This is a genomic window from Tateyamaria sp. syn59 (assembly GCF_007995245.1).
Classification (GTDB): Bacteria; Pseudomonadota; Alphaproteobacteria; order Rhodobacterales; family Rhodobacteraceae; genus Tateyamaria.
The window spans coordinates 490,715-513,955 of record NZ_VCBA01000001.1 but is presented as its reverse complement, the minus strand read 5'-3'; the positions used below and the strand labels follow the sequence as shown (position 1 = coordinate 513,955).

24 protein-coding genes and 2 tRNA genes are annotated in these 23,241 nt (G+C 63.9%); 17 read left to right on the top strand and 9 right to left on the bottom strand.

Annotated features, from left to right (window positions below; translation table 11 throughout):
* Positions 1–59: 59 nt before the first annotated feature.
* Positions 60–650: a phosphoribosylglycinamide formyltransferase gene (gene purN / locus FD715_RS02585; RefSeq protein WP_147104712.1), complete on the bottom strand. Its 591-nt coding sequence runs from the start codon at positions 648–650 to the stop codon at positions 60–62.
* Positions 647–1,693: a phosphoribosylformylglycinamidine cyclo-ligase gene (gene purM / locus FD715_RS02580; RefSeq protein WP_147104708.1), complete on the bottom strand. Its 1,047-nt coding sequence runs from the start codon at positions 1,691–1,693 to the stop codon at positions 647–649. Before purM ends, purN begins: the two co-directional genes overlap by 4 nt.
* 104 nt (positions 1,694–1,797) lie before the next feature.
* On the opposite strand from purM, the gene FD715_RS02575 reads away from it, so the two are divergent.
* A tRNA-Ile gene (locus FD715_RS02575) sits at positions 1,798–1,874 on the top strand.
* 15 nt (positions 1,875–1,889) lie between these two features.
* On the opposite strand, the gene FD715_RS02570 is transcribed toward FD715_RS02575, so the two are convergent.
* Both FD715_RS02570 and FD715_RS02565 read right to left on the bottom strand, forming a co-directional pair.
* A complete protein-coding gene (locus FD715_RS02570) occupies positions 1,890–2,336 on the bottom strand; it encodes a DUF4442 domain-containing protein (protein ID WP_147104705.1) in 447 nt (148 codons plus the stop codon).
* A 74-nt stretch (positions 2,337–2,410) separates the two neighbouring features.
* Positions 2,411–3,730, bottom strand: a complete 1,320-nt coding sequence (locus FD715_RS02565) for an ATP-binding protein (RefSeq protein WP_147104702.1) — start codon at positions 3,728–3,730, stop codon at positions 2,411–2,413.
* 42 nt (positions 3,731–3,772) lie between these two features.
* Here FD715_RS02565 and FD715_RS02560 point away from each other — a divergent pair, with 42 nt between their 5' ends.
* Positions 3,773–4,684, top strand: a complete 912-nt coding sequence (locus FD715_RS02560) for an MBL fold metallo-hydrolase (RefSeq protein ID WP_147104700.1) — start codon at positions 3,773–3,775, stop codon at positions 4,682–4,684.
* Positions 4,685–4,764: 80 nt separating this feature from the next.
* A tRNA-Asn gene (locus FD715_RS02555) sits at positions 4,765–4,839 on the top strand.
* A 7-nt stretch (positions 4,840–4,846) separates the two neighbouring features.
* Here the strand turns inward: FD715_RS02555 and FD715_RS02550 are convergent.
* Complete coding sequence (locus tag FD715_RS02550; RefSeq protein WP_147104697.1) at positions 4,847–5,764, bottom strand: aminotransferase class IV; 918 nt, start codon at positions 5,762–5,764, stop codon at positions 4,847–4,849.
* 129 nt (positions 5,765–5,893) lie between these two features.
* Between FD715_RS02550 and FD715_RS02545 the strand changes: the two genes are divergently transcribed.
* From FD715_RS02545 to FD715_RS02525, 5 genes are all read left to right on the top strand, one after another.
* Positions 5,894–6,349: a GNAT family N-acetyltransferase gene (locus FD715_RS02545; protein ID WP_147104693.1), complete on the top strand. Its 456-nt coding sequence runs from the start codon at positions 5,894–5,896 to the stop codon at positions 6,347–6,349.
* A gap of 47 nt (positions 6,350–6,396) precedes the next feature.
* Positions 6,397–7,326: a galactose mutarotase gene (locus FD715_RS02540; RefSeq protein WP_147104690.1), complete on the top strand. Its 930-nt coding sequence runs from the start codon at positions 6,397–6,399 to the stop codon at positions 7,324–7,326.
* 243 nt (positions 7,327–7,569) lie between these two features.
* Positions 7,570–7,899 (top strand): TfoX/Sxy family protein, encoded by a 330-nt coding sequence (locus tag FD715_RS02535; RefSeq protein WP_147104685.1) that lies wholly within the window; start codon positions 7,570–7,572, stop codon positions 7,897–7,899.
* Between the two features lie 71 nt (positions 7,900–7,970).
* The gene (locus tag FD715_RS02530; RefSeq protein ID WP_076627211.1) at positions 7,971–8,141 is read left to right on the top strand and encodes a YqaE/Pmp3 family membrane protein; all 171 of its coding nucleotides are present in this window, start codon (positions 7,971–7,973) and stop codon (positions 8,139–8,141) included.
* Entirely contained in the window at positions 8,134–8,511 is a 378-nt protein-coding gene (locus FD715_RS02525; protein ID WP_147104683.1) for a DUF4112 domain-containing protein, read from the top strand. Before FD715_RS02530 ends, FD715_RS02525 begins: the two co-directional genes overlap by 8 nt.
* Before the next feature lie 297 nt (positions 8,512–8,808).
* Here the strand turns inward: FD715_RS02525 and ndk are convergent, their stop codons facing one another.
* Together ndk and FD715_RS02515 are read right to left on the bottom strand one after the other, a co-directional pair.
* Positions 8,809–9,231: a nucleoside-diphosphate kinase gene (ndk, locus tag FD715_RS02520; protein WP_147104679.1), complete on the bottom strand. Its 423-nt coding sequence runs from the start codon at positions 9,229–9,231 to the stop codon at positions 8,809–8,811.
* A gap of 60 nt (positions 9,232–9,291) precedes the next feature.
* The gene (locus tag FD715_RS02515) at positions 9,292–10,485 is read right to left on the bottom strand and encodes a multidrug effflux MFS transporter (protein ID WP_147104676.1); all 1,194 of its coding nucleotides are present in this window, start codon (positions 10,483–10,485) and stop codon (positions 9,292–9,294) included.
* 45 nt (positions 10,486–10,530) lie between these two features.
* Here FD715_RS02515 and FD715_RS02510 point away from each other — a divergent pair, with 45 nt between their 5' ends.
* From FD715_RS02510 to FD715_RS02500, 3 genes are all read left to right on the top strand, one after another.
* A complete protein-coding gene (locus tag FD715_RS02510) occupies positions 10,531–12,378 on the top strand; it encodes an ABC-F family ATP-binding cassette domain-containing protein (RefSeq protein ID WP_147104673.1) in 1,848 nt (615 codons plus the stop codon).
* 100 nt (positions 12,379–12,478) lie between these two features.
* Entirely contained in the window at positions 12,479–13,102 is a 624-nt protein-coding gene (locus FD715_RS02505) for a MarC family protein (RefSeq protein WP_147104671.1), read from the top strand.
* Between the two features lie 31 nt (positions 13,103–13,133).
* The gene (locus tag FD715_RS02500; RefSeq protein ID WP_147104667.1) at positions 13,134–13,715 is read left to right on the top strand and encodes a TIGR02281 family clan AA aspartic protease; all 582 of its coding nucleotides are present in this window, start codon (positions 13,134–13,136) and stop codon (positions 13,713–13,715) included.
* On the opposite strand, the gene FD715_RS02495 is transcribed toward FD715_RS02500, so the two are convergent.
* Together FD715_RS02495 and FD715_RS02490 are read right to left on the bottom strand one after the other, a co-directional pair.
* Positions 13,712–14,167, bottom strand: a complete 456-nt coding sequence (locus FD715_RS02495; RefSeq protein WP_147104664.1) for a DNA polymerase III subunit chi — start codon at positions 14,165–14,167, stop codon at positions 13,712–13,714. The two genes, FD715_RS02500 and FD715_RS02495, sit on opposite strands and share 4 nt — an antisense overlap.
* Before the next feature lies 1 nt (position 14,168).
* Positions 14,169–15,641 (bottom strand): leucyl aminopeptidase, encoded by a 1,473-nt coding sequence (locus tag FD715_RS02490; protein ID WP_147104661.1) that lies wholly within the window; start codon positions 15,639–15,641, stop codon positions 14,169–14,171.
* A 184-nt stretch (positions 15,642–15,825) separates the two neighbouring features.
* Here FD715_RS02490 and lptF point away from each other — a divergent pair, with 184 nt between their 5' ends.
* From lptF to rsmA, 6 genes are read left to right on the top strand one after another with little or no spacing between them, the layout of a single operon-like run.
* Entirely contained in the window at positions 15,826–16,932 is a 1,107-nt protein-coding gene (gene lptF, locus FD715_RS02485; RefSeq protein ID WP_370455329.1) for an LPS export ABC transporter permease LptF, read from the top strand.
* Entirely contained in the window at positions 16,929–18,026 is a 1,098-nt protein-coding gene (gene lptG, locus FD715_RS02480; RefSeq protein ID WP_147104655.1) for an LPS export ABC transporter permease LptG, read from the top strand. The genes lptF and lptG overlap by 4 nt, the downstream gene beginning before the upstream one ends.
* A gap of 28 nt (positions 18,027–18,054) precedes the next feature.
* Positions 18,055–20,214: an LPS-assembly protein LptD gene (locus FD715_RS02475; RefSeq protein ID WP_223274707.1), complete on the top strand. Its 2,160-nt coding sequence runs from the start codon at positions 18,055–18,057 to the stop codon at positions 20,212–20,214.
* Entirely contained in the window at positions 20,193–21,440 is a 1,248-nt protein-coding gene (locus FD715_RS02470; RefSeq protein ID WP_223274706.1) for a peptidylprolyl isomerase, read from the top strand. Before FD715_RS02475 ends, FD715_RS02470 begins: the two co-directional genes overlap by 22 nt.
* Positions 21,437–22,399, top strand: a complete 963-nt coding sequence (pdxA, locus tag FD715_RS02465; protein WP_147104645.1) for a 4-hydroxythreonine-4-phosphate dehydrogenase PdxA — start codon at positions 21,437–21,439, stop codon at positions 22,397–22,399. Before FD715_RS02470 ends, pdxA begins: the two co-directional genes overlap by 4 nt.
* A complete protein-coding gene (gene rsmA / locus FD715_RS02460) occupies positions 22,396–23,238 on the top strand; it encodes a 16S rRNA (adenine(1518)-N(6)/adenine(1519)-N(6))-dimethyltransferase RsmA (protein ID WP_147104642.1) in 843 nt (280 codons plus the stop codon). Before pdxA ends, rsmA begins: the two co-directional genes overlap by 4 nt.
* Positions 23,239–23,241: the final 3 nt, after the last annotated feature.

The window sequence follows — 23,241 nt, the reverse complement described above, 5'->3', positions numbered from 1 at the left end:
TCTTTTTGTTGCTTTTCACCGTCTGGTTGTTTGGTCCTACACCAACTCGCCGAGCATGGCTAGAGCATCAGCGGCGTACGCTCTCCGGCTGCGAAACGGCGCAGCACCGCCGGGTAGAGCCTGTGTTCCTGGACCAGCACCCGGTCGGCCAGCGTGTCGGGCGTATCGCCGTCCTCGACCGGCACGCGCGCCTGCCCGAGGATCGGGCCGTCGTCCAGTTCCGGCGTGACCAGATGGACGGTGCAGCCGTGCTCGCGATCCCCCGCCTCCAGTACCCTCGCATGCGTGTGCAGACCGCGGTATTTGGGCAGAAGCGAGGGGTGGATGTTCAACATCCGGTCGCGCCACGGGGTCACGAACCCCGCCGTGAGCACCCGCATGAACCCGGCAAGGCAGATGAGGTCCAGATTGTGGGGCAAAAGCGCTTCGGTGATCGCCGCCTCGAACGCGATGCGGTCGCGGCCAAAGGGCTGATGTTCGACCACAACGGTGGCAAGGCCAGCGTCCTGCGCCCAGGTGATGCCGCCCGCATGAGGGTTGTTCGAGACCACCACCACGGGCTCTGCCGGATGTGTGGCGTCCATATCCTCGACCAGCGCGCGCATGTTCGATCCGCCGCCCGAGATGAAGATGCCGATCCGTTTTTTCAAAGAAGGGACCCGGTGTAGGTGACGCCCTGCCCCGCGCCCACGCTGCCGATGCGGGTGACGGTCTGGCCTTCGGCCTCAAGTGCTGCGGTCACGTCCGCCTCTGAGGCTGCGTCCGCGACCACGACCATGCCGATGCCTGCGTTGAAGGTCTTGAGCATTTCGGCCTGATCCATGCCACCCTGCGATGCCAGCCACTGGAACACGGGCGGCAGCACCCACATGTCGAGGTCGACCGTCACGCCCAGGCCCTCGGGCAGCACGCGCGGCAGGTTTTCCGTCAGCCCGCCGCCGGTGATGTGGGCAAAGCCGTGTACGCCGCCTGCCTTGATCGCGGCCAAGGACGCTTTGACATAGAGCCGCGTTGGGGTCAGCAGCGCCGCGCCCAGCGTGCCCTCACCCCATGGACAGGCATCGTCCCATCCCAGACCTGAGGTTTCGACGATTTTGCGCACAAGCGAATAGCCGTTGGAATGCACGCCGTCCGAGGCTAGGCCCAGCAGAACATCGCCCTCGGCCACATCCGCGGGCAAGACGGTGCCCCGCTCCATCGCGCCGACGGAGAAGCCTGCAAGGTCGAAATCACCCGGCGGGTACATGCCCGGCATCTCTGCCGTCTCTCCCCCGATCAGGGCGCAGCCCGAGGCTTCGCAGCCGCGTGCGATCCCTTCGATAATGCGGGCAGCCTGATCCAGCTCCAGCTTGCCGGTGGCGAAATAGTCGAGGAAAAACAGCGGCTCGGCGCCCTGGCAGACCAGATCGTTCACGCACATGGCGACCAGATCGACGCCGACGCCATCCACATTGCCGGTATCGATGGCGATGCGCAGCTTGGTGCCCACGCCATCAGTGGCCGCGACCAGAACCGGATCGACAAAACCCGCCGCTTTCAGATCAAAGAGCCCGCCAAAGCCGCCCAGACCAGAGGCGACGCCGGGCCGTTTCGTGGCCGCCGCCGCCGGTTTAATGCGGTCCACAAGCGCGTTGCCCGCGTCGATATCGACGCCCGCATCGGCGTATGTCATTCCGTTCTTGCCCTGCGCCATCACTGTCCCCGTCCGCTGGTTGCGCACCTGCTAGACCAACGCGCGGCCCGGCGCAACGGACGTCTTGACGCCACCGCGCGTGCCGCATACGCATCACGCATGGCGGGCCTGTAGCTCAATTGGTTAGAGCAGAGCGCTCATAACGCTTTGGTTGCGGGTTCAAGTCCTGCCGGGCCTACCATATCCGCCGCTTGTCTTACGCTTGGCGCACGTGCCAGCCGACCGTCATGGTCACCACTGTGTCGCCGTCGCTGTCGCGGATGTCCACGTTGATGTCGAAGGCGGTCTTGCCGACCTCTTGCAGTTCCTTGACGAGTTCCGGGCCCGGGCGTTCGGTCTTGGCATGCGCCTCAAGTCGGCCTTTGGCGATCTTGACGTATGAAATCTGGGCGCCTGAGGCCACGGGCCGCGCCTGAAAGATCATCGGGCCAAAGGCACCCGCGAGCGCAGCGCCCGAGGCCGCCTCGCCCAGTGTGAACATGGCCCCTGCGTGCTGGGTCTGGATGTGGTTTGACGTCTCTGGCCGCTGGTCCAGTGCGGCCACGCCCAGCCCGTCGCCGACCTCGATCAGTTCGACACCGACGTGGTTGGCGAAGGGCACCGCCTTGCCCAGTTGGTCGCGGATCATGTCATAGGGGGTCATTTCGGGCGCTCCTCGTGCTGTTTGCGCCAGTAAAGACGGATCACGTGCGGCAGCAAGCGTGCCGCAGCGGCAGATCAGCGGGCGATGACGATGTCGGCGCGCAGCCCGCCCAGTTTGCTACTGTGTCCAAGCCGGAGCGTGCCGCCGTGGCCGCGTGCGATGTCTGTCGCAATGGCGAGGCCAAGGCCCACGCCCGACCCCTTGTCCTGATTGCGCGCGGGATCAAGCCGGGTGAAGGGGCGTTGGGCGTCGGCGCGTTGCTCTTCGGGGATGCCGGGGCCGTCATCCTCGACCCGGAAGCGCAGGGACTTGTCGGTGACACGCACCGATACCTCCGCCTTGCCACCATAGCGCACGGCGTTGGACACAAGGTTGTCCAGCGCGCGGCGCATGGCGAGCGGGCGCAGGCGGACGGTGCCCTCGCCCTCCACCTCGGCGAGCGTCACCGGCTGGCCCGCGCGCTGCGCGTCCTCGACCACTGTAGTGGCGAGTGCGATAGGATCGGTGCGCTCCGGCTCACCCTCCCCATCCCCTTTGGCGAAGTCGAGAAAGGCGTCGATCATGCCCTGCATGTCGTCCACGTCCTGTTCAAGTGCCGCGCGGTCATCGTCGTCGAGCATCGACAGCGACAGGCGCATCCGGGTGAGCGGTGTGCGCAGATCATGGCTGACCCCCGACAGCATCAGCGTGCGGGTTTCGATCTGCCGCTCGATCCGGTTGCGCATGTCGACAAAGGCGGTGCCCGCGGCCCGGAGTTCGGTCGCCCCGGCCGGGGTGAACGGCATGTTGCGCCCGCGCCCGAATGCCTCGGCGGCGCGGGCCAGACGGCGGATGGGCCGCAGCTGGTTGCGCAGGTAGATGAAGGAGACCATCGTCGTCAGGACCGAGAAAAACACCATGTAAACAAGCAGCTGGTGCGGGTTGCGGGCCGAGATGCGCCGCCGGTCGAAGGTGATGGCGACAGGGCCCGCAGGCGAGGCAACGGCCAGACGCACCGTGGCAGTACCGGCAAGATCAAAGGACTGGATCTCGGGCACCTGCTCGCTCAGGCGGCGGATCACGACGCGGCCCGAAAAATCGTCCCAATCCCGCGTATTGGGGGCGGTCAGGTCGTCTTCGGGAATGCGTTCGACCAGCATATCCAGCGGGTCCGTGATATCTGCCACGGCAAACTGGATATCCGCCCCTTGTGGCAGCGTCGCAAGCTCCTGCAGCACCAGGCGGATCTCACGTTCGACCGTGTCGGCCATCTGCACGGTCACCCCTTCGAAATGGCGTTGGGCAAAGAGGACAGAGACGACGATCTGCACCACCACGACCGGCAAGAGCAGGATCAGCGCCGCCCGCGCATAGATGCCGCGCGGCATATAGTGTTTGAGCCAGGCAAAGGACATGGGCTAGACCCTATCGGGCCGGGAACGGGGACGAAAGACGCCATGCAGCCGCCAGATGATTTTGATCCGCCGATCGGCGTGGCAGAGGTGCTGGAGCCGGGCCTGCGCCGGATCGTGGCGCCCAACCCCTCGCCCATGACCTATCGCGGCACCAACACCTATCTGGTGGGGACGACCGGACTGGCCGTGATTGATCCGGGGCCTGATAATACAGCGCATCTGAACGCCATCCTAAGCGCAGTGAAACCGGACCAGCATGTCACGCATATTGTCGTGACCCACAGTCATCTGGATCATTCCCCCCTCGCCCGCCCGCTGGCGCAGGCAACCGGCGCGCCGGTGCTCGCCTTCGGCGATGCGCAGGCGGGGCGCAGCGCGGTGATGCAGCGCCTTGCCGATGCCGGGCTTTGTGGCAGCGGCGAAGGCATCGACACGCGCTTTGCCCCCGACCAGATCGTCGCGGATGGCGACGTGATCACGGGCGATGGATGGCAGCTTGACGTGATCCACACACCCGGCCATCTGGGCAATCACATCAGCCTTAGCCTGGGCGACGCGTGCCTGACCGCGGATCACGTGATGGGCTGGGCCAGCTCGCTTGTGTCCCCGCCCGACGGCGATCTGACGGATTTCATGGCGTCCTGTGCGACGCTGATGGCGCGCGACTGGCGGATCTTCTACCCCGGCCACGGCGCGCCGATTGCCAATCCGCACGCACGGCTGAGATGGCTTGTGGATCACCGGATGGCGCGCGAAGCGGCCATCCTGGGCGCCCTCGCCGCAGGCCCGGCAACCGCAGCCGAGATTGCCCACACCGTCTACACCGACACACCGCCCGCCCTGCTGCCCGCAGCGACGCGCAATGTTTTGGCGCATCTCATTGATCTGATGGGAAAATCACAGGTTCAACCGCTGGACCTGCTCAGCGCAGACGCCCGCTTTGCCCGCCTCTGAAGGCGCGTGAAATTTTTCCCGTCCACTGCGCAAATCCCTCTGGACGACCTGAATCGCCCTTGCTATACGGCACAAACCGTTCCGGCGTAGCTCAGCGGTAGAGCAGTTGACTGTTAATCAATTGGTCGTAGGTTCGATCCCTACCGCCGGAGCCAATTTCCTTCACACACCCGACGCGATCAGCGCCTTGTAGGCTGCGCGCAGCCGTAGAAACACCGGCCCGGCCACGCCACCGCCGATCACCCGCCCGTCAATCTCGAACACTGGGGTCTGCGCCCCGAAGGTGCCGGTCAGGAACGCCTCGTCTGCACTGTAGGTGTCGACCAGCGAATAGTTCCGCTCGAACACCGGGATCCCCTCGGCCCGGCACAGGTCGATGACCTTGGCCCTCGTGATCCCGTTCATGCAATAGTCCCCGGTCGAGGTCCAAACCGCCCCTTTCTTCACGATGAAGAAGTTGCAGGCATTGGTCGTGTTCACGAAGCCGAACGGGTCGAGCATCAGCGCCTCGTCTGCGCCCGCCCGCACCGCATGGTTCAGGGCGATGATGCAGTTCAGCTTGGAATGCGAGTTCAGCTTGGCATCCTGCGTCAACGGAAGACCTCGGTGGTGCGGCACCGTGTGCAGGCGGATGCCGCGCTCCACCACGCTCTCATCCGGCTTCGAATGCTCGGCGATGATCACGATGGTGGACCCCCAAAGGCTCAGATGCGGGTGCTGGAACGGCTTGGCCTTGCGACCGCGCGTCACCATCAGCCGCACATGAACATCCGTGTGCATGTCATTGGCTTGCAATGTTTTCCACACAGCAGCCTTCAGCGCGTCACGATCCAGCCCAATGTCAATCTCGGTATAAGCCGCCGCCTCGAACAGCCGGTCGAGATGATCGTCAAAGAAGGGGATATGCCCGTCATAGAGCCGCAGCCCCTCCCAGATGCCATCCCCCAGCATAAAGCCGCTGTCATAGACCGACACAACCGCCTGATCGCGCGGCACAATCTGGCCATCGACATAGATCAGGATGTGATCGTTGCGGTCGTCGGCCACCGCATCGTGGGTGGAAATGGGTTTTTCGGTCATCGCGCACTCCTTACCGTACCGTGATGCCATCACGGCGCGGACCCGCACAAGGGCCGACAACGGCTTTGAACTTCCCCGCACATTTGGCGTAGGTCTTGTCACAACACGGCAGTAAGGGAGCGCGCACGGATGATCACACGGGACGGCACACTCGACGACGTGGAGCAGATGAGCGCGTTCCTGCAGGAACTGACCGCCTTGGGCAAACGCACCAGCCCGGACGATCCCGACCACGTGCGCAACTACTACATCCTCGGCGAAAACAGGATCCGCCTCACCGTGGCGGAAGAAGACGACACCATCCTCGGCTTCCAGGCCCTGAGCCTCGCAACACCCGGCAACCAATGGGGGGTCGAGCCTGGCTGGGGCGTTATCGGCACCCATATCGCCCCCGCGGCCGCGCGGCGCGGTGTCGGACGCACGCTGTTCCCTATCACAAGGCAAGCAGCGCGCGAGGCCGGTCTGGCCTTCATCGACGCCTCCATCGGCGCCACCAATGCCGAGGGTCAAGCCTATTACGAAGCCATGGGCTTCCGCACTTACCGCGAGCCCGACGGGCTGGTCTGTAAACGCTACGACCTCTAGGCACAGACCCGTTTGCATGGGCAAAAGACCTGCGCCATGGTGCGGCGATGACGACGACCCACACGATCCGGAACGACAGGCTCACGGCCACCTTCGACTCCGATGGCGCACGGATGCGCCGCCTGCACCTCGATGGCGGACCAAACCTGATCCTCGACGCGGATGACGCCATCACCTCGGCCCTGCGTGACGCATACGGGGGCACCATCGTAGGGCCTTTGGCGAACCGGGTGCGCGGCGGCAAGGTGCCCACGGGCACCGCCATTCACCAAATGCCCTGCAACGAAAACGGGATCACGGCGCTGCACAGCGGGCCTGAGGGGCTCGACCGGACGCAATGGACGCCATGCGGACCGGACAACGCTACACTGACGTTCACCTGCCACCTGCCCGATGGCCATGGCGGCCTGCCCGGCAACCGGGACGTGTCGGTCACGTTCAAACTCGCGTCGAACACCCTGACGCTGCGCATCACAATGACCACGGACGCGCCCACGCCCGCCTCCATCGCGCATCACCCCTACTGGCGGGTCACGGGCGGTCACAGCCTGCGCATCCATGCAGACCACTACCTGCCCACAGACGCAAGCAACCTACCCACGGGCGATGTCGCGGACGTCGCGGGCACCCCGTTCGATCACCGTACGCCGCGTCCCATCGACAAAGATACAGATCATAATTTCTGCATATCCACGGCGCCCGCCGCAGAGCCACGCCCAATGGCCGAGCTGCGCACCGCGCACTGCACCCTGCGTATCGACAGCACGGAACCGGGGCTGCAAGCCTATTCCGGCGCGTTCCTGCCCGAGATCCCGCAGGCGAACATTGCCCCCCTCGCGGGCATCGCGCTGGAACCGCAGGGCTGGCCCGACGCCGTCAACCACACGCATTTCCCAAATGTCATCGTAACGCCGGATCACCCTTACGTGCAGATCACGACATATACACTGACATCGCCGCCTAAACGCGCCACATAATTGCCACATTTCAGCCATGCCTTCGGCACAGACCCGTGCTGGGGTGATGGGGTCGCATCCTGTTCGCGGCCAGTGACAAAACGTAAGAGGTAACGAAATGTCGAGCAAACCACGCCCCGAAGCGGCTCAACAACCGCCGCAACCGCAACCCAAGAAAGAGGCCAAACCGGCCCCGGTGATCACGGATTACGCCAGCATCTAAGGCGGCGTGACAGCGCGAAGACGGCTGGATATGGTCGCGGCATGAGCGAGCCTGTGTCCTCCATCCGCAACCTTGGCCCGGCCATGGACGCTGCCTGTGCCAAGGCGGGCATTCACGATGCCGAAACCCTCCGCACGCTCGGCGCGGACGAAACCTACGCCCGCCTGCTGCGCAGCGGGATGCGCCCGCATTTCATTGGCTACTATGTACTGGTCATGGGGCTGCAGGGTCGACCCTGGAACGACTGCAAGGGCGACGAGAAAAAGGCCCTGAGGAAACGCTTTGATCAGATCAAGGCACAGGCCTTCGACACCGATCTCAGCGCCTTCGAACGCGCGCTGGACGAGATCGGCGTAATCGCCAAAACCTGACATTTTTGGGAACTTCTGCCGCCGTCGCCCGGTTGATTGTGCAAATGCAGCACAACCGAAAGGACGACATCATGGACCTGATCCGCATCATCCTCGCCGTCATTCTGCCGCCGCTGGGCGTGTTCCTGCAGGTGGGCATCGGCAAACACTTCTGGATCAACATCCTGCTGACCCTTCTGGGCTACATCCCTGGTATCGTGCACGCCGTCTGGGTCATCGCACGCACCCCGGAACATGCCTGATCGTCAGGCGCGGCTTGACCATCTTGACCGCGTCGCCCGGACCATGGACCGGGCGGCGCGCTTGCCCATTGTCGGCGTGCAGGTCGGCTGGGACAGCATTCTGGGCCTGATCCCCGGCATCGGTGATGCCGTAGCTTTGGGCCCCGCAGGCTACATCGTATTGCAAGCGCACAGAATGGGCACGCCCGGTGTCCTTAAGGCGCGCATGATGGGCAATATCGGCATCGACGCGTTGATCGGATCCATCCCCCTCGTCGGCGACCTCTTCGACATCGGCTGGAAAGCCAACACCCGCAACGTGGCCCTGTTGCGAAGGTATTTTGAACGACACCCGGAGCCAGCACCGGATGGTAGGGCCACGTCCTCTTAACCATCAAAGACCAAGCTCTGCCGGATACCACATCCGGTCGCTCTCCGGCCAACGAACACAAGGCCGGTGTACATGGGCTGCACACCGGGTGTGCGGGTGGTGCATAGATGTCACCGAACCTACGGACGATAAAAATAATTCATTTTCAGAGATCTATCGAACGATCTTGAACTCAAAGCGCATGGAAAACAACATTCGTTGCCCGCGCGGACCATTAACCACCAATCAACCAACAAAAAACCGGCGCACCCAATGGGCGCGCCGGTGTATCACAACTGCACGGAAAGTGCCGCAGGCTTAGCCCACCAGCTCCAGACCCGAGAAGAAGTAGGCGATCTCGACCGCAGCCGTCTCCGGCGCGTCCGACCCGTGGACCGAGTTCTCACCCACGCTCTCCGCAAACTCCGCCCGGATCGTGCCCGGCTCAGCGTCGGCAGGGTTGGTCGCACCCATCACTTCGCGGTTCTTGGCAATGGCGCCCTCGCCTTCCAGAACCTGTGCCACGATCGGGGCCGACGCCATGAATTCGCACAGTTCGTCATAGAACGGACGCTCCTTGTGCACGGCATAGAACTCGCCCGCCTGCGCCTTGGTCAGGTGGATGCGCTTTTGGGCCACGATCCGCAGGCCCGCGTCCTCGAACTTGGCATTGATCTTGCCCGTCAGGTTGCGGCGGGTGGCATCGGGTTTGATGATGGAAAAGGTGCGTTCGAGCGCCATTGGGTCTCTCCTGTCAGCGGCATCCGGGACCGTCCCGGTGCAAAATTCTGCGCCCCCGTATCACGGGGTTTTGGGCTTGGAAACCCCTGTCTCGCTTGTGTCCCAGGCCGCGGCGGCCAGTGCTGCAATCAGCGCCAGAAGCAGCGTGGCAAGCATCAGAAGAAGCAGACCGTCAGCCGTCGCCCGCCCACTCAGCGCGGCCGTCGTCACCCAGCTGAGCCCCGCTCCCACAGCCAGCACAATCGCCCCGCCGAACCCCGACGCACTGCCCGCCAGATCCGGCCGCACCGACAGCGCGCCGGCATTGGCGTTGGCCAGCGAAAGGCCGTTGCCGATCCCCACAGTCACCGTGCTGAGAAACAGCGGCCAGACCAGCGCACCGCCGCCAGTGTAGTATGCAAAAGCAACGCCCAGCCCCGCAATGGGCACCACTCGGCCCAGCAGGATCAACCGCATCGGCCCCACCCGCTGCACTGACCGCGCCGAAATACCGGCACCAAGGATGAACCCCGCCGTCGTGGACCCTAACCCGATCCCGATCTGCGCCGGGTTTAGCCCGAACACGTCCGCCGCCACAAAGGGCGCGCCGGTCAGAAACATGAAAAACGTCCCAACCCCAAGGGCTTGCACCCCGACATAGGCCCAAAAGAGCCGCGCCCGCAACAAGGCACCGATCTCCATTGGCTGGCCCGGTCCTGCGACATGCGTCTCGCCCAGATCTCGCCAGCACCACATGAGCAGGCCTAGCCCCAGCGCCCCATAGGTGACAAAAACCGACCGCCAGCCAAATGCCGTGTCCAGCACCCCACCGAGCATCGGCGCGAGCATCGGCGCAATCGCCATGGCCGAGGCAATGAGCGACAGTTTCGCCGCCGCCACGCGCCCGGCATACATGTCCCGCACCACGGCGGAGGCGAGGATACTGCCCCCCACAGCCACCGCCTGCCCCGTCCGCGCGATCAGAAACAGGGTGATGTTGTCCGCCACCAAACACAGCACCGACGCCACCGCGTAGACGACCAGAAGCCCGAGGATCACAGGCCGCCGCCCGACCCGATCCGACAGCGGTCCTATCAGCACCTGCAGCACCGCAGCGGCCAGCATATAGAGGGAAATGGCCCGCCCCATGACCGCCTCCGACACGCCAAACGCCTCACGCATGGCAGGTAGCGCGGGCAGGAACATGTTGAGCGTCAGCACGCTCAGCGCTGTCAGCAGAACAAGGGTCACGAGATGGGGCGGCGTCCGGGTCATCCGCCGGGGCTAGCACGCCCCGCAACCCTCTGCTAGAGCGCGCCTATGCTGCGCATATCCGACATCACCTACGCCATCGCGGGCCGCCCCCTCTTTGAAGGGGCCAGCGCCGTCATCCCCGAGGGCCACAAGGTCGGCCTCGTGGGCCGCAACGGCACCGGCAAGACCACGCTCTTCCGCCTGATACGGGGCGAATTGGCGCTAGAATCGGGCGACATCGGCCTGCCCTCCGGCGCACGGATCGGCGGCGTGGCGCAGGAAGTGCCAGCCTCTGACACCTCCCTGCTGGATACGGTGCTGGCGGCTGACACCGAACGCGCGGCGCTGCTGGCGGAAGAGACCGAAGACGCCACCCGCATCGCCGAAATCCAAACCCGCCTCGCCGATATCGACGCGTGGTCGGCAGAGGCGCGCGCCGCAACGATCCTCAAGGGTCTCGGCTTTGACGACGAGGATCAACTGAAACCCTGCGCCGACTTCTCCGGCGGCTGGCGCATGCGCGTGGCCCTCGCCGCGGTGCTCTTCGCCCAGCCCGACCTGCTCCTTCTCGACGAACCCACCAACTATCTCGACCTCGAAGGGGCGCTTTGGTTGGAGTCGTACCTCGCCAAATACCCCCACACGGTCGTCATCATCAGCCACGACCGCGGCCTCTTGAACCGCGCCGTGGGCAGCATCCTGCATCTCGAGGACCGCAAACTGACCTACTACCAGGGGTCCTACGACCAGTTCGCACGCCAACGTGCTGAGAAGCTGGCACTGGCCGCCGCCCAGGCCAAGAAACAGGAAGCGCGCCGCGCCCACCTGCAATCCTATGTCGACCGCTTCCGCTACAAGGCCGACAAGGCCCGGCAGGCGCAATCGCGGCTCAAGGCGCTGGCCAAGATGCAGCCCATCACAACCCCGCAAGAGGCGGGGCTGAAACGCTTCGACTTCCCCAATCCGGAAGAGCTTTCGCCGCCCATTATCCACCTCGACGGCTCCAGCACAGGCTACGGCGACACCACCATTCTCAGCAAACTGAACCTGCGCATCGACCAGGACGACCGCATCGCACTGCTGGGCAAGAACGGTCAGGGCAAATCAACCCTGTCCAAACTGCTCAGCGACCGGCTGCCGTCGATGTCAGGCAAGATGACCAAGTCGTCCAAGCTGAGGATCGGCTACTTCGCCCAGCACCAGGTGGACGAGTTGCACGTGGACGAAACCCCGCTCGACCACCTGCGCCGCGAACGGCCCACGGAAACGCCTGCCAAGTGGCGCGCACGCCTGTCGGGCTTTGGCCTGATGGCGGACCAGGCGGACACAGTCGTGGGCCAGCTTTCTGGTGGCCAAAAGGCGCGCTTGTCGCTATTGCTCGCCACGCTTGACGCACCGCACATGCTGATCTTGGACGAGCCCACCAACCACCTCGACATCGAAAGTCGCGAGGCGCTGGTCGAAGCGCTCACCAACTACACCGGTGCAGTGATCCTCGTCAGCCACGACATGCACCTGCTGGAACTCGTGGCGGATCGCCTATGGCTGGTCTCAAAGGGCACAGTCAAACCGTTTGAGGACGACCTCGAAGCCTACCGCAAACTCCTGCTCAGCGATGGCAAACCGGCCAAAGCGCAGAAAACCGACGCTCCAAAACCAAAGAAACCCAGCCGCGACGCCATCCTCGCCCTGCGCTCCGAAGTGCGCAAATCCGAGGCGCGCGTGGAAAAGCTGAACCAGATGCGGGATAAGCTGGCGACCAAGCTGGCGGACCCGGCCCTCTATGAAGACGAAAACATCTCGGAAATGGCCGTCTGGCAAAAGAAATACGCCGAGGTCATGGACGCCCTCGACCGCGCCGAAAGCATCTGGATGCAGGACCTCGAAAAGCTCGAAACCGCCGAACGCATCTGATCCTTCTTCTCTTTGCAAATACGGCGGGGAGTTTGAGGGGTGGAACCCCTCATCAAGAAAACAAATCGAACGCGCCAAAGGCGCACATTTTGACAACACCATGCTCGACACCGCCTTCCTCATCACCGCTTTCGTGACCATGTTCGTGGTGATCGACCCCATCGGACTGGCACCGCTTTTCGTAGCGCTCACCCAAGGCGTCCCCGAACGCCAACGCCGCGCCATTGCCCTGCGCGCCTGTGCGATCAGCATGGCGATCCTGATCGTCTTTGCGCTTTTTGGTGAGGCGGTGCTGGGTTTCATTGGCATCTCGATGCCCGCCTTCCGCGTCGCGGGTGGTATCCTGCTGTTCCTCACCGCCCTCGACATGCTGTTCGAACGGCGCACCAAACGGCGCGAGGATCAGTCAGAGGACGCAGATCACGACGACCCGTCTGTCTTCCCGCTCGCGATCCCACTCATTTCAGGGCCCGGCTCCATCGCCTCCGTGATCCTCCTCACCGGGCAGAAACCGGGGGTCGAGGGGCTGGCCCTCGTGCTGGCGATTACCGCCCTTGTGCTGGGCGTCTGCCTTGTCCTCTTCCTTGCCTCAGGCCTGCTGGAACGCGCCTTGGGCAAGACTGGCATCACCGTCGTGACGCGCCTTCTGGGCATGCTCCTGGCCGCGCTATCGGTGCAGTTCGTTCTGGACGGTCTGCGCAATTTTGGACTGATGCCGGGCTGACAGAGGTGCGCACCCGCCCTATATCAGCTGCATGAGCGGCGACAGTATTGCACAACTGATCTACTTGGGCACCTTTGCCCTTGTCCTCGGCGGCGGGTTTCTCCTTTCGACCAAGTTGAAACTCAGCCAGACCCTGCAGATGGCGGCGATCTGGGCGCTGATCTTCATCGGGGCCATCGGGGTCGTGGGCCTCTGGGACGACATTCAGGATGACCTGCTCGCCAACCAGACCCGATTTGACGACAGCGGCACGATCATTATCCCGCGCAGCTCCGACGGGCACTATTACCTGACCCTCGACATCAACGGCCAGCCCACTGATTTCATCGTGGACACAGGTGCCACCGACATTGTGCTGAACCTCGCGGATGCCGAAGCCGCCGGGCTGGACCCGGCCAACCTGACGTTCCTGGGCCGCGCAGCAACCGCGAATGGTGAGGTGCGGACCGCGCCCGTGCGCCTCGATACCGTCGCCATCGGGCCGCATGAAGACAGCAACGTGCCCGCGGTCGTCAACAATGGCGAATTGTGGCAATCACTGCTGGGCATGGGTTATTTGCAGCGTTGGGGCCGGATCGAAATCGCGGGCGGAGAAATGACGCTGAGCCGCTAGGTCTCGGCCTTCTTTTCCCAGCGCCCGCTTTCCTCGGACCAGTATTGCGCCGATGCGCCCGCGTCCTTCAGCGCCTTCCACTGCGCGCGCGCCACGTTCAGTGCATCCGGGTCGTTGCCATCAAACAGCACGCAAACACGGTCGAGAGCCGCCACTTCATCCGCCGTCACCTCAGCTCCGTCAATGGTCATCACGCAAGTCGCGTTGTTGGCGGCAGGGCCTGTCGTCAGCAAAACAGGCTGATCCGCATCATGCGGTCCACCTGCAAGCCCATGAGGTAGAAACCCCTCATCCGGCTCAAGCCACAGCTTTTCATCCAGCCAGCCCAGACGCCCCACATCCGGCCCACGCACAGCCACACGCCAACCGGCCTGCAGGGCCTTACCCAGCAGCATGGTCAGCGTGTCCTCAAGCGGGCGGCGCGTCAGGTGGTAGAAATAGGCGGCGCCCATGTCACTCCGTCTCGTATCCGTCGGCCACGAGGCGGTTAAGCGCCATCACGCCCCAGCCCGTGGCCCCCGCAGGTGCCAGCGCCGTGGCGGATTTGACCGAAGCGACACCCGCGATGTCCAGGTGGATCCACGGCGTATCCTCTTTTACGAAGCGCTGCAGGAACTGCGCCGCCGTGATCGAGCCCGCAGGCCGTCCGCCCACATTCTTCATGTCTGCGATCCGGGATTTCAGTTGCTCGTCATAGGCTTTGCCAAGCGGCATCCGCCACGCCCCCTCGTTTTCCGTGTCAGCCGCCTTCAGGAAGGCATTGCAGAAGTCGTCATTGTTGGAAAACACGCCGGCCTTTTCGTGGCCCAGCCCGATGATGATGGCCCCCGTCAGGGTCGCCAGATCCACCATGCCTGCGGGTTCGAACCGGTCCTGCGCGTACCACATGACGTCACACAGAACGAGCCGCCCCTCGGCGTCGGTGTTGATGATCTCGACCGTGTCGCCTTTCATCGAAGTCACGACATCGCCGGGTCGCGTCGCATTGCCGGATGGCATGTTCTCAACAAGCCCAACCAGACCAACGACATTCGCCTTGGCCTTGCGCTTGGCAAGTGCCCGCATGGTACCGGCCACGACACCCGCGCCGCCCATGTCCATGGTCATGTCTTCCATACCAGCGGCTGGTTTTAGGCTGATGCCGCCGGTGTCGAACACAACACCCTTGCCCACCAAAGCCAGAGGGGCCGCACCCATCTCGCCCCCGTTCCACTGCATGACGACGACCTTAGACGGGCTGTCAGAGCCCTGCCCCACGGACAGGAGCGTGCGCATGCCCAGCTTTTCCAGCTCCGCCTCTTCCAACACCTCGACGTCGAGGCCAAGGTCTTTCATCTCGACCAGGCGGTCGGCAAACTCGGTCGTCGTCAGCACATTGGCAGGTTCATTGGTCAGGTCGCGGGTCATGAACGCACCCTCTGCAATCGCCATCAGCGGTGCCGCAGCCGCTTCGGCCTCATCAGGTTTCGAGCACATGACCGTCACGCCGGTGTCGCTGTCCTTGGCATCCGTCTTGTGTGCGGAAAAGTCGTAATCGCGCATGACAAGGCCAAAGGCGATCTCGGCCACGCGGCGGGCGCCATCCGCCGCAAGAAGCACGGCCTTGCCGCTGCGCAGTTTGCCGAGGGCCGACCCCGCCTTGCGGGCGTCTTCGACGGTGTGGTTGCGTGCCAGGCACACGACATCCAGTGCTTCGGCCGCCATGCCCACGGGCCAGGCAAAGCTGGTGACTTGACCGGGTTTCACCTTTTCGAACGCCTCGCTGTCGACAAAGCGCTGCACGGCGCCCTTAGTCAGCCGGTTGGCGCGGCGCGCGCTTTGCTCCAGCTTGCCCTCGGGCGTGACGATGACCGCGACGCGGCCCTCGTGCCCAGCAATGGCGTCAAGGTCCGTGGCAGTGAAGGTGACGGGGGTCAGGTCGGTCATTGGGTGCTCCGATTATGTCATTGGACAACAGGTAACGCGGCACCGCCCGACTGACCAGCGCCGACCGCGCAGTTTTAGAGTTTTCCCCGCCGGTCCCTTGGGGTAGGTTCGGGACACACGCTGCCGCGTTCAAAAAGACGAACACACCACAACCGGGGGGCACTTGGTCCGATTTGACCGCTATATGTTGTCACAGCTCATGTGGCTCTTTGGCTTCTTCGCCCTCGTGCTTGTATCCGTATTCTGGATCAATCGCGCCGTGCAATTGTTCGACCGACTGATCGGCGACGGCCAGACGGCACTTGTCTTTCTTGAATTCTCCGCTCTGGGCTTGCCGCGCCTGATCACGACCGTGCTGCCGATCGCGACATTCGCCGCCGCCGTCTATGTCACCAACCGGCTGAACAACGAAAGCGAATTGACGGTGATGATGTCGACCGGCACGTCGCCGTGGCGGCTGGCGCGGCCCGTGGGTGTGTTCGGCCTGATCTCTGCCCTGATGATGTCGGTCCTCAGCCATATCCTGGTGCCTGCCGCAAGCGAACAGCTGACCCAGCGCGAGGCCGAGATTTCGCGCAACATCACCTCGCGCCTGCTGACCGAGGGCACGTTCCTCAGCCCCACACCTGGTGTCACCTTCTACACCCGCGCCATCGATGAAGACGGGGTTTTGCAGGACGTGTTCCTCGCAGACCGCCGCACGCCGAACGAACGGGTCATTTACACCGCCGCCGAGGCCTATCTTGTGCGCAACGCGGATGGCACGGCGCTGATAATGGTTGATGGGCTGGCCCAGCGGCTGGCCACCACTGACAACCGTCTCTCCACGGCGAAGTTTCAGGATTTCTCTTTTGATATCTCACCGATGATGAGCGGCGAAGATCAGATCGCGCCGTCGTTGCCGTTTTTGCGCACCGGGGAGCTGCTGCAGAATTGGGAGGGTATCGCGCGCGCTTTGGGCACGACGCCCGGCGCTGTGGCCGAGGAAGTGCACAGCCGCTTTGCCCGCGCGACCTTCTGCCTCGTCACCGCATTGATCGGGTTTGCGACGCTGCTGGTGGGCGGCTATTCGCGCTTCGGGGCCTGGCGCGAGGTGGTGATCGCATTCCTTTTGTTGATCGCGCTTGATGGGATGCGCAGCCCGCTCTCCACGCCCGTGCTCGACAACCCGCGCATGTGGCCCATCCTCTACGCGCCCTCGGTGCTTGGCCTCACGCTCACAGGGGTCCTCTTGTGGCTGGCATCGGGCGGCAGTGCCCGATTGCGCCGGATGCGGGGAGGCATGGCATGATCCTGCATATGTATTTCGCGCGCCGATTTGCGCTGGCCATTCTGGGGATTGCGGCGGTGCTGACCGCCCTCGTGGCCCTTGTGGACCTGATCGACCAGACCCGCAAATTCGCGCAATTCGGCATCGGATTTGGCCAGCGGATCGGACTGACGATGCTGAACGTGCCGGAAACGCTGAACCAGATCTTGCCGCTGATTATGATTCTGGCCACCGTGGCCCTGTTCGTGTCGCTGGCCCGGTCGTCGGAGCTGGTGGTGACACGCGCGGCGGGGCGCTCGGCGCTGCGGGCACTGGTCGGGCCGGTCGTGGTGTCGCTCATCATGGGCATTCTGGCCACAACCACCCTTGGCCCGATGGTTGCCGCCACCTCCAAGCGCTATGCGACCTTGGCCGAAACCTACCGGTCGGGTGGCGTGTCTGCCCTGTCCATCTCTGAGGAAGGGTTGTGGCTGCGCCAGGGCAGCGACGCGGGGCAAACGGTGATCCGCGCGGCCCGGTCGAATGCGGACGCCTCCGTACTGTATGGCGTGACCTTCGTGGCCTACGCGCCAAATGGCGGCCCGGTCCGGCGGATCGAGGCGGCAAGTGCAGCCCTGCGGGATGGCGCCTGGTCGCTGCGCATGGCCAAGGCGTGGCCGCTGACCGTCGGGATCAACCCGGAGGCCAACGCGGTCGAACATGAATTGCTCGAAATCCCCTCAACCCTGACTCTGGACAGCATACGTGAACGTCTGGGCACACCGGCCGGTGTGTCAATCTGGGACATGCCGGACTTCATTGCACAGCTGGAACAGGCCGGATTTTCCGCCCGCAAACACGTGGTCTGGATGCAGACGGAACTTGCCCGCCCGATTTTCCTGATGGGCATGGTTCTTGTTGCCGCAGCGTTCACGATGCGCCATACCCGGTTCGGGGGGACCGGCACGGCAGTGCTGGCTGCGGTGTTGCTGGGGTTTGGTTTGTACTTCATCCGAAGCTTTGCACAGATACTGGGCGAAAACGGCCAGATACCAGTGCTTTTGGCGGCATGGGCACCGCCTGTAGCCTCCATCCTGCTGGCGCTCGGCCTGCTGTTGCGGGCGGAGGATGGCTAGGGTGCGGCGGGTCTTACGACATATCGCAGTGGCGGGCCTGCTGCTGACTGCGCTCACCGGCCACGCTCTTGCGCAGGCGCAACCGGACGCGCCTAGCACCGAGACCCCTGCAGCGGTGCTGGTGGCCGATGACATCGAAGTCACGCGCGACCGCCGCCTCATTGCGCGCGGCAATGTCGAGGCATTCCAGGGCACCACGCGGCTGAGCGCGCAGGCCATCGAATACAATCCTGACACCGGCGCCCTTACAATCACGGGCCCCATCGTGATCGAGGACGGTGCCAGTGTCCTGATCCTCGCCAGTCAGGCCGAATTGAGCGAAGACCTCGAAAACGGCCTGCTGACCGGTGCACGGCTTGTCCTGAACGACCAGTTGCAGCTTGCGTCGGTTCAGATGAACCGCGTCGGCGGGCGCTACACGCAGCTTTACAAAACTGCCGTCACATCCTGCCGAATTTGCGAAAACGACCCCCGCCCACCGCTTTGGCAGATCCGGGCCAAGCGCGTGGTCCACGACCAGGAAGAGCGTCAGCTGTACTTTGACGGCATGCAGTTGCGGGTGCTGAACACACCCATCTTCTACCTGCCACGGCTTCGCTTGCCCGACCCGACCCTTGAACGGGCGACGGGTGTCCTGCTGCCGCAGATCCGGTTCAATTCACGCCTGGGTACGGGGTTGGCGGTGCCCTATTTCTTCAAGCTGGGCGATCACCGGGATCTGACGCTGACCCCGTATTTCTCAAGCGGCACGCGCACGCTCGAGTTCCGTTATCGCCAGGCGTTTCGGCGCGGACGGATCATCGTGCAGGGCGCTTATTCAGATGACGACCTGCAACCGGATGACGCGCGTGGCTACCTGTTCGCGGCGGGTGAGTTTGCGCTGCGCCGCGATTTTGTTCTCGAGTTCGATATCGAATCCGTATCGGACGATGCCTACCTCAACGACTACGGCCTGTTCGGCAAAGACCGCCTAGACAGCACGATCCAGCTGACCCGCGCCCGGCGCGACGAATTCATCCGCCTGTCCTATATCAACTTCAAGTCGCTGCGCGATGGCGAAGACGATGACCTTTTGCCGTCGGACGTGGTCGACGCCCTTTATGAGCGCCGGTTTCATCCGGGCCGGATCGGAGGTGAAATACGCCTTGCGGCCGAAGCGCATGCGCATGAACGCCCCTCAGACGTGGATTTCGATGCCGATGGCGACGGCTTTGTCGATGGCACCGATGTGCTGCGCTTCAGCTTTGATGCGGAATGGCTGCGGACGATGCAGTTCGGTGGTCTTCAGGTGCAATCGACGCTCGGGATGGCTGCGGACGTCATTCGGGTCAGCGATGACGCTACCTTTGGCACCGGTGACAGCGGCCTTGCGCCCCAGGCGGGGGTCACACTGCGCTACCCGATGGTCCGGCGCAGTGACAACGGCGTGCGGCAGTTCTTCGAGCCGATTGCACAACTGTCCTGGGTCGGCGGCGACGGATTGCTTGTGCCGAATGACGAAAGCACGCGCGTCGAATTCGACGAAGGCAACCTGCTGTCCCTCAGCCGCTTTCCCTCCGAGGACCGGCGCGAGCGCGGCTGGGCGCTGGCCTATGGCGGCACCTGGGCGCGCATGGACCCGGAGGGCTGGTCGGCAAGCGTGACACTGGCCCAGATCCTGCGCGAAGAGGCCCAGGCCGATTTCAACGACACTTCGGGCCTGTCGGGCACCACATCGGACTTCCTGCTGGCGGGCAAGCTGGAATTTAATGGTGGGCTGGCGCTTTATGGGCGCACGCTCTTTAACGAAAGCTTTGACGTGTCGAAGGCCGAAGTGCGCGGCGCGTGGACCCGCGACAGGTTGCGGGTGGGCGGGAGCTATGTCTGGATATCCGAGGATTCCGCCATCGACCTGGAATCGAATATCGGCGAGGTCACGTTTGACGGCGGGTTCCAGATCGATCGCTTTTGGACCGCGAACGCGACCTGGCGGTATGATCTGGAGGCAGGCCGCGCCGCAACGGCAGGCGCCGGCGTTGCCTATACCAACGAATGCGTCAGGGTGGGCCTGTCGGTCAATCGGACCTTCGCGGACTCGACAACACTTGAGCCCTCGACCAGTCTAGGGTTAACAGTGTCCCTGCGTGGTTTTTCGGTCAACACCGGAGAGCGCGTGGAAACACGATCATGCGGAAAGCAGGCGAGATGAGCGGTAAGAAATTTCGGCAAGCGTTGATTGCAACATGTGCGCTGGTCCTGTCCACGGCACAGGCACCTGCTCAGGGCCTGTTTGACCCGGTTGCAAAGGTCGACCAGCGCACCATCACCGAGTTCGAGGTGCAGCAGCGCCAGCGCTTTCTGCGCCTGCTGGGCGCCAGCGGCAGCACTCGCACCGAAGTGATCGAAGAGTTGATCCGCGACCGCCTGCGCGAAGCGGAAACGCGCGCCGTGGGCATCGTGCTGGGCCCCGATGAAGTGGCTGCAGGGCTGTCCGAATTTGCCGGTCGTGCTGATCTGACCACCGAAGAGTTCATACAGGGCCTGGCAAGCGAAGGCGTTGCCGAAGAGACCTTCCGCGATTTCGTGGTCGTACAGTTGGTCTGGCGCGACTACATCCGCGCCCGCTTTGGCAACCGCGTGAATGTTGGCGACCGCGAGATCGACCGCGCCGTCCAGTCCGCGCGCGGCAATTCCGGTATTGAGGTCCTGGTGTCCGAGATCATCATCCCTGCCCCGCCCCAAGAAGTGGACGGCGTGCTGGAGCAGGCCGAGATCATATCCCAGTCCACGACCGAAGCCGAATTTTCCAGCTTTGCGCGCCGCTTTTCGGCGACCGCATCGCGCGGTGCCGGTGGTCGCCTGCCCTGGACCCCGATCTCGGAACTGCCGCCTGTTTTGCGCCCGCTGCTTCTGGCGCTTGGGCCGGGTGATGTGACGGCACCGTTGCAGATCCCGAACGCCGTAGCCCTGTTCCAGTTGCGCGATATCCGCGAGACCGAAGCTCCGCAGCAGACGTTTTCGGCCATCGAATACGCGGCCTACTACATCAACGGCGGCCGCACCCCCGAAGCGCTGTCGCGCGCCCAGTCAATTGCCGCCCGCGTGGACCGCTGTGATGATCTTTATGGCGTGGCCCAAGGCCAGCCCGACAACGTGCTCGACCGTGGCAGCCTGCCGCCCGAGGAGATCCCAGACGACATCGCAATTGAGCTATCCAAGCTGGACCCAGGCGAAGTTTCTACGGCGCTGACCCGCGCTGGCGGCAACACGCTCGTGTTCCTGATGCTATGTGGTCGCACGCCCGCGCTGGAAGAAGATCAGGAGGTCGACCGCGCGGCGGTCGCGTCGCAACTGCGCAACCAGCGCCTGAACGCCTTTTCCGAGACGCTCTTGGCGGATCTGCGGGCCGAGGCTGACGTGCGCATTTTCGAATGACCGCACGGCCTGTCGCCATCTGCTGTGGCGAACCGGCAGGCATCGGTCCAGAGATTGCAGCCAAAGCATGGGCCATCTTGCGCCACGATATCCCGATGGTGTGGTTGGGTGATCCCGCGCACCTTCCTACGGATACGCCGTGGGCCGAAGTTACCGATTGCAAAGACGTAAACGCGGCAGAAGCGCTGCCGGTCTTGCGGCACGACTTCCCGGCGCCGGTCACATCGGGCAATCCAACCCTTGAAAACGCCCAAGGTGTCATCGACGTGATCGCGTGCGGCGTGGAGTTGGTGAGGCGCGGAGACGCGGCGGCTCTGTGCACGGCGCCGATCCACAAAAAGGTGCTGATGGACGGTGCGGCATTCGCATATCCCGGCCACACCGAATATCTCGAAGCGCTCACCGATGCACCACGCGCGGTGATGATGCTGGCCTCTGACGCGCTGCGGGTCGTGCCCACCACCATCCACATCGCGCTGGAAGATGTGCGGGACGCCCTCACGCCGGACTTGCTGCGCGAGACTATAGAGATCACGGCACAGGCCATGCGCGACCAGTTTCACCTGCCTGCCCCCCGCATCGCCGTCGCGGGGCTGAACCCCCACGCAGGCGAAGGCGGCGCCATGGGACGGCAAGAGGTGGATTGGATCGTCGACCTGATTGCCGAACTGGCAGAGAGCGGTCTGGACGTCACCGGCCCCTGGCCCGCGGACACGATGTTCCACGCCGCCGCGCGCAGCCGTTATGACGCCGCAATCTGCATGTATCACGATCAGGCGCTTATCCCGATCAAGACGCTCGATTTCGACCGGGGGGTGAACGTCACGCTTGGCCTGCCGATCATCCGCACGTCGCCTGATCACGGCACCGCCTTCGACATCGCAGGACGCGGCATCGCCAACCCCACGAGCATGATCGAGGCGATCCGCCTGGCCCACAAAATGGCGCAGGACACATGAGCGCCATCGACGACCTGCCCCCGCTGCGCGAGGTGATCGCCACCCATGGGCTGAGCGCACGCAAAGCGCTGGGGCAGAACTTTCTGCTGGACCTGAACCTGACGGCCAAGATCGCGCGGCAGGCCGGTGATCTGAGCGGGTCGGACGTGCTTGAGATCGGACCCGGCCCCGGCGGTCTGACCCGCGGGCTTTTGTCGGAGGGCGCGCGCAAGGTGCTCGCCATTGAAAAGGATGCCCGCTGCCTGCCAGCGCTGGCCGAGATTGCCGACCGCTATCCGGGTCGCCTACAGGTGATCGAGGGCGACGCGCTTGAGGTTGATCCGCTAGCCCACCTGACCGCACCCATCCGCGTGGCCGCCAACCTGCCCTACAACGTGGGCACCGAACTGCTGGTGCGCTGGCTGACTCCGCCCGACTGGCCGCCGTTCTGGCAATCGCTTACGCTCATGTTTCAGCGCGAGGTGGCGGAACGGATCGTGGCGCAGCCGGGCTCAAAGGCCTATGGCCGCCTCGCTGTGCTGGCGCAATGGCGCGCGGAGGCGCGGATCGTGCTGTCCCTGCCGCCAGGGGCATTCACACCGCCGCCCAAAGTTTCCAGTGCAGTTGTTCATCTGAACGCTTTGCCTCAGCCGAAGTTCGACGCGGACGCCGCAGTGCTCAGCAGCGTGGTCGCTGCCGCGTTCAATCAGCGTCGCAAGATGCTGCGGGCGGCCCTCAAGGGGACAGCCCCCGACATTGAGGACCGTTTGATCGCCGCAGGCATCAAGCCGACCGACCGGGCCGAACAGGTCCCGCTGGAGGCGTTCTGCGCCCTCGCCCGCGAAGTGGCAAAGGGCTGAAAC

Coding starts and splice junctions, on each gene's coding strand:
- purM (WP_147104708.1), bottom strand. CDS start 1,693: ATGGCGCAGGGCAAGAACGGAATGACATACGCCGATGCGGGCGTCGAT.
- FD715_RS02570 (WP_147104705.1), bottom strand. CDS start 2,336: ATGACCCCCTATGACATGATCCGCGACCAACTGGGCAAGGCGGTGCCC.
- FD715_RS02565 (WP_147104702.1), bottom strand. CDS start 3,730: ATGTCCTTTGCCTGGCTCAAACACTATATGCCGCGCGGCATCTATGCG.
- FD715_RS02560 (WP_147104700.1), top strand. CDS start 3,773: ATGCAGCCGCCAGATGATTTTGATCCGCCGATCGGCGTGGCAGAGGTG.
- FD715_RS02550 (WP_147104697.1), bottom strand. CDS start 5,764: ATGACCGAAAAACCCATTTCCACCCACGATGCGGTGGCCGACGACCGC.
- FD715_RS02545 (WP_147104693.1), top strand. CDS start 5,894: ATGATCACACGGGACGGCACACTCGACGACGTGGAGCAGATGAGCGCG.
- FD715_RS02540 (WP_147104690.1), top strand. CDS start 6,397: ATGACGACGACCCACACGATCCGGAACGACAGGCTCACGGCCACCTTC.
- FD715_RS02535 (WP_147104685.1), top strand. CDS start 7,570: ATGAGCGAGCCTGTGTCCTCCATCCGCAACCTTGGCCCGGCCATGGAC.
- FD715_RS02530 (WP_076627211.1), top strand. CDS start 7,971: ATGGACCTGATCCGCATCATCCTCGCCGTCATTCTGCCGCCGCTGGGC.
- FD715_RS02525 (WP_147104683.1), top strand. CDS start 8,134: ATGCCTGATCGTCAGGCGCGGCTTGACCATCTTGACCGCGTCGCCCGG.
- ndk (WP_147104679.1), bottom strand. CDS start 9,231: ATGGCGCTCGAACGCACCTTTTCCATCATCAAACCCGATGCCACCCGC.
- FD715_RS02515 (WP_147104676.1), bottom strand. CDS start 10,485: ATGACCCGGACGCCGCCCCATCTCGTGACCCTTGTTCTGCTGACAGCG.
- FD715_RS02510 (WP_147104673.1), top strand. CDS start 10,531: ATGCTGCGCATATCCGACATCACCTACGCCATCGCGGGCCGCCCCCTC.
- FD715_RS02505 (WP_147104671.1), top strand. CDS start 12,479: ATGCTCGACACCGCCTTCCTCATCACCGCTTTCGTGACCATGTTCGTG.
- FD715_RS02500 (WP_147104667.1), top strand. CDS start 13,134: ATGAGCGGCGACAGTATTGCACAACTGATCTACTTGGGCACCTTTGCC.
- FD715_RS02495 (WP_147104664.1), bottom strand. CDS start 14,167: ATGGGCGCCGCCTATTTCTACCACCTGACGCGCCGCCCGCTTGAGGAC.
- FD715_RS02490 (WP_147104661.1), bottom strand. CDS start 15,641: ATGACCGACCTGACCCCCGTCACCTTCACTGCCACGGACCTTGACGCC.
- lptF (WP_370455329.1), top strand. CDS start 15,826: ATGTTGTCACAGCTCATGTGGCTCTTTGGCTTCTTCGCCCTCGTGCTT.
- lptG (WP_147104655.1), top strand. CDS start 16,929: ATGATCCTGCATATGTATTTCGCGCGCCGATTTGCGCTGGCCATTCTG.
- FD715_RS02470 (WP_223274706.1), top strand. CDS start 20,193: ATGCGGAAAGCAGGCGAGATGAGCGGTAAGAAATTTCGGCAAGCGTTG.
- pdxA (WP_147104645.1), top strand. CDS start 21,437: ATGACCGCACGGCCTGTCGCCATCTGCTGTGGCGAACCGGCAGGCATC.
- rsmA (WP_147104642.1), top strand. CDS start 22,396: ATGAGCGCCATCGACGACCTGCCCCCGCTGCGCGAGGTGATCGCCACC.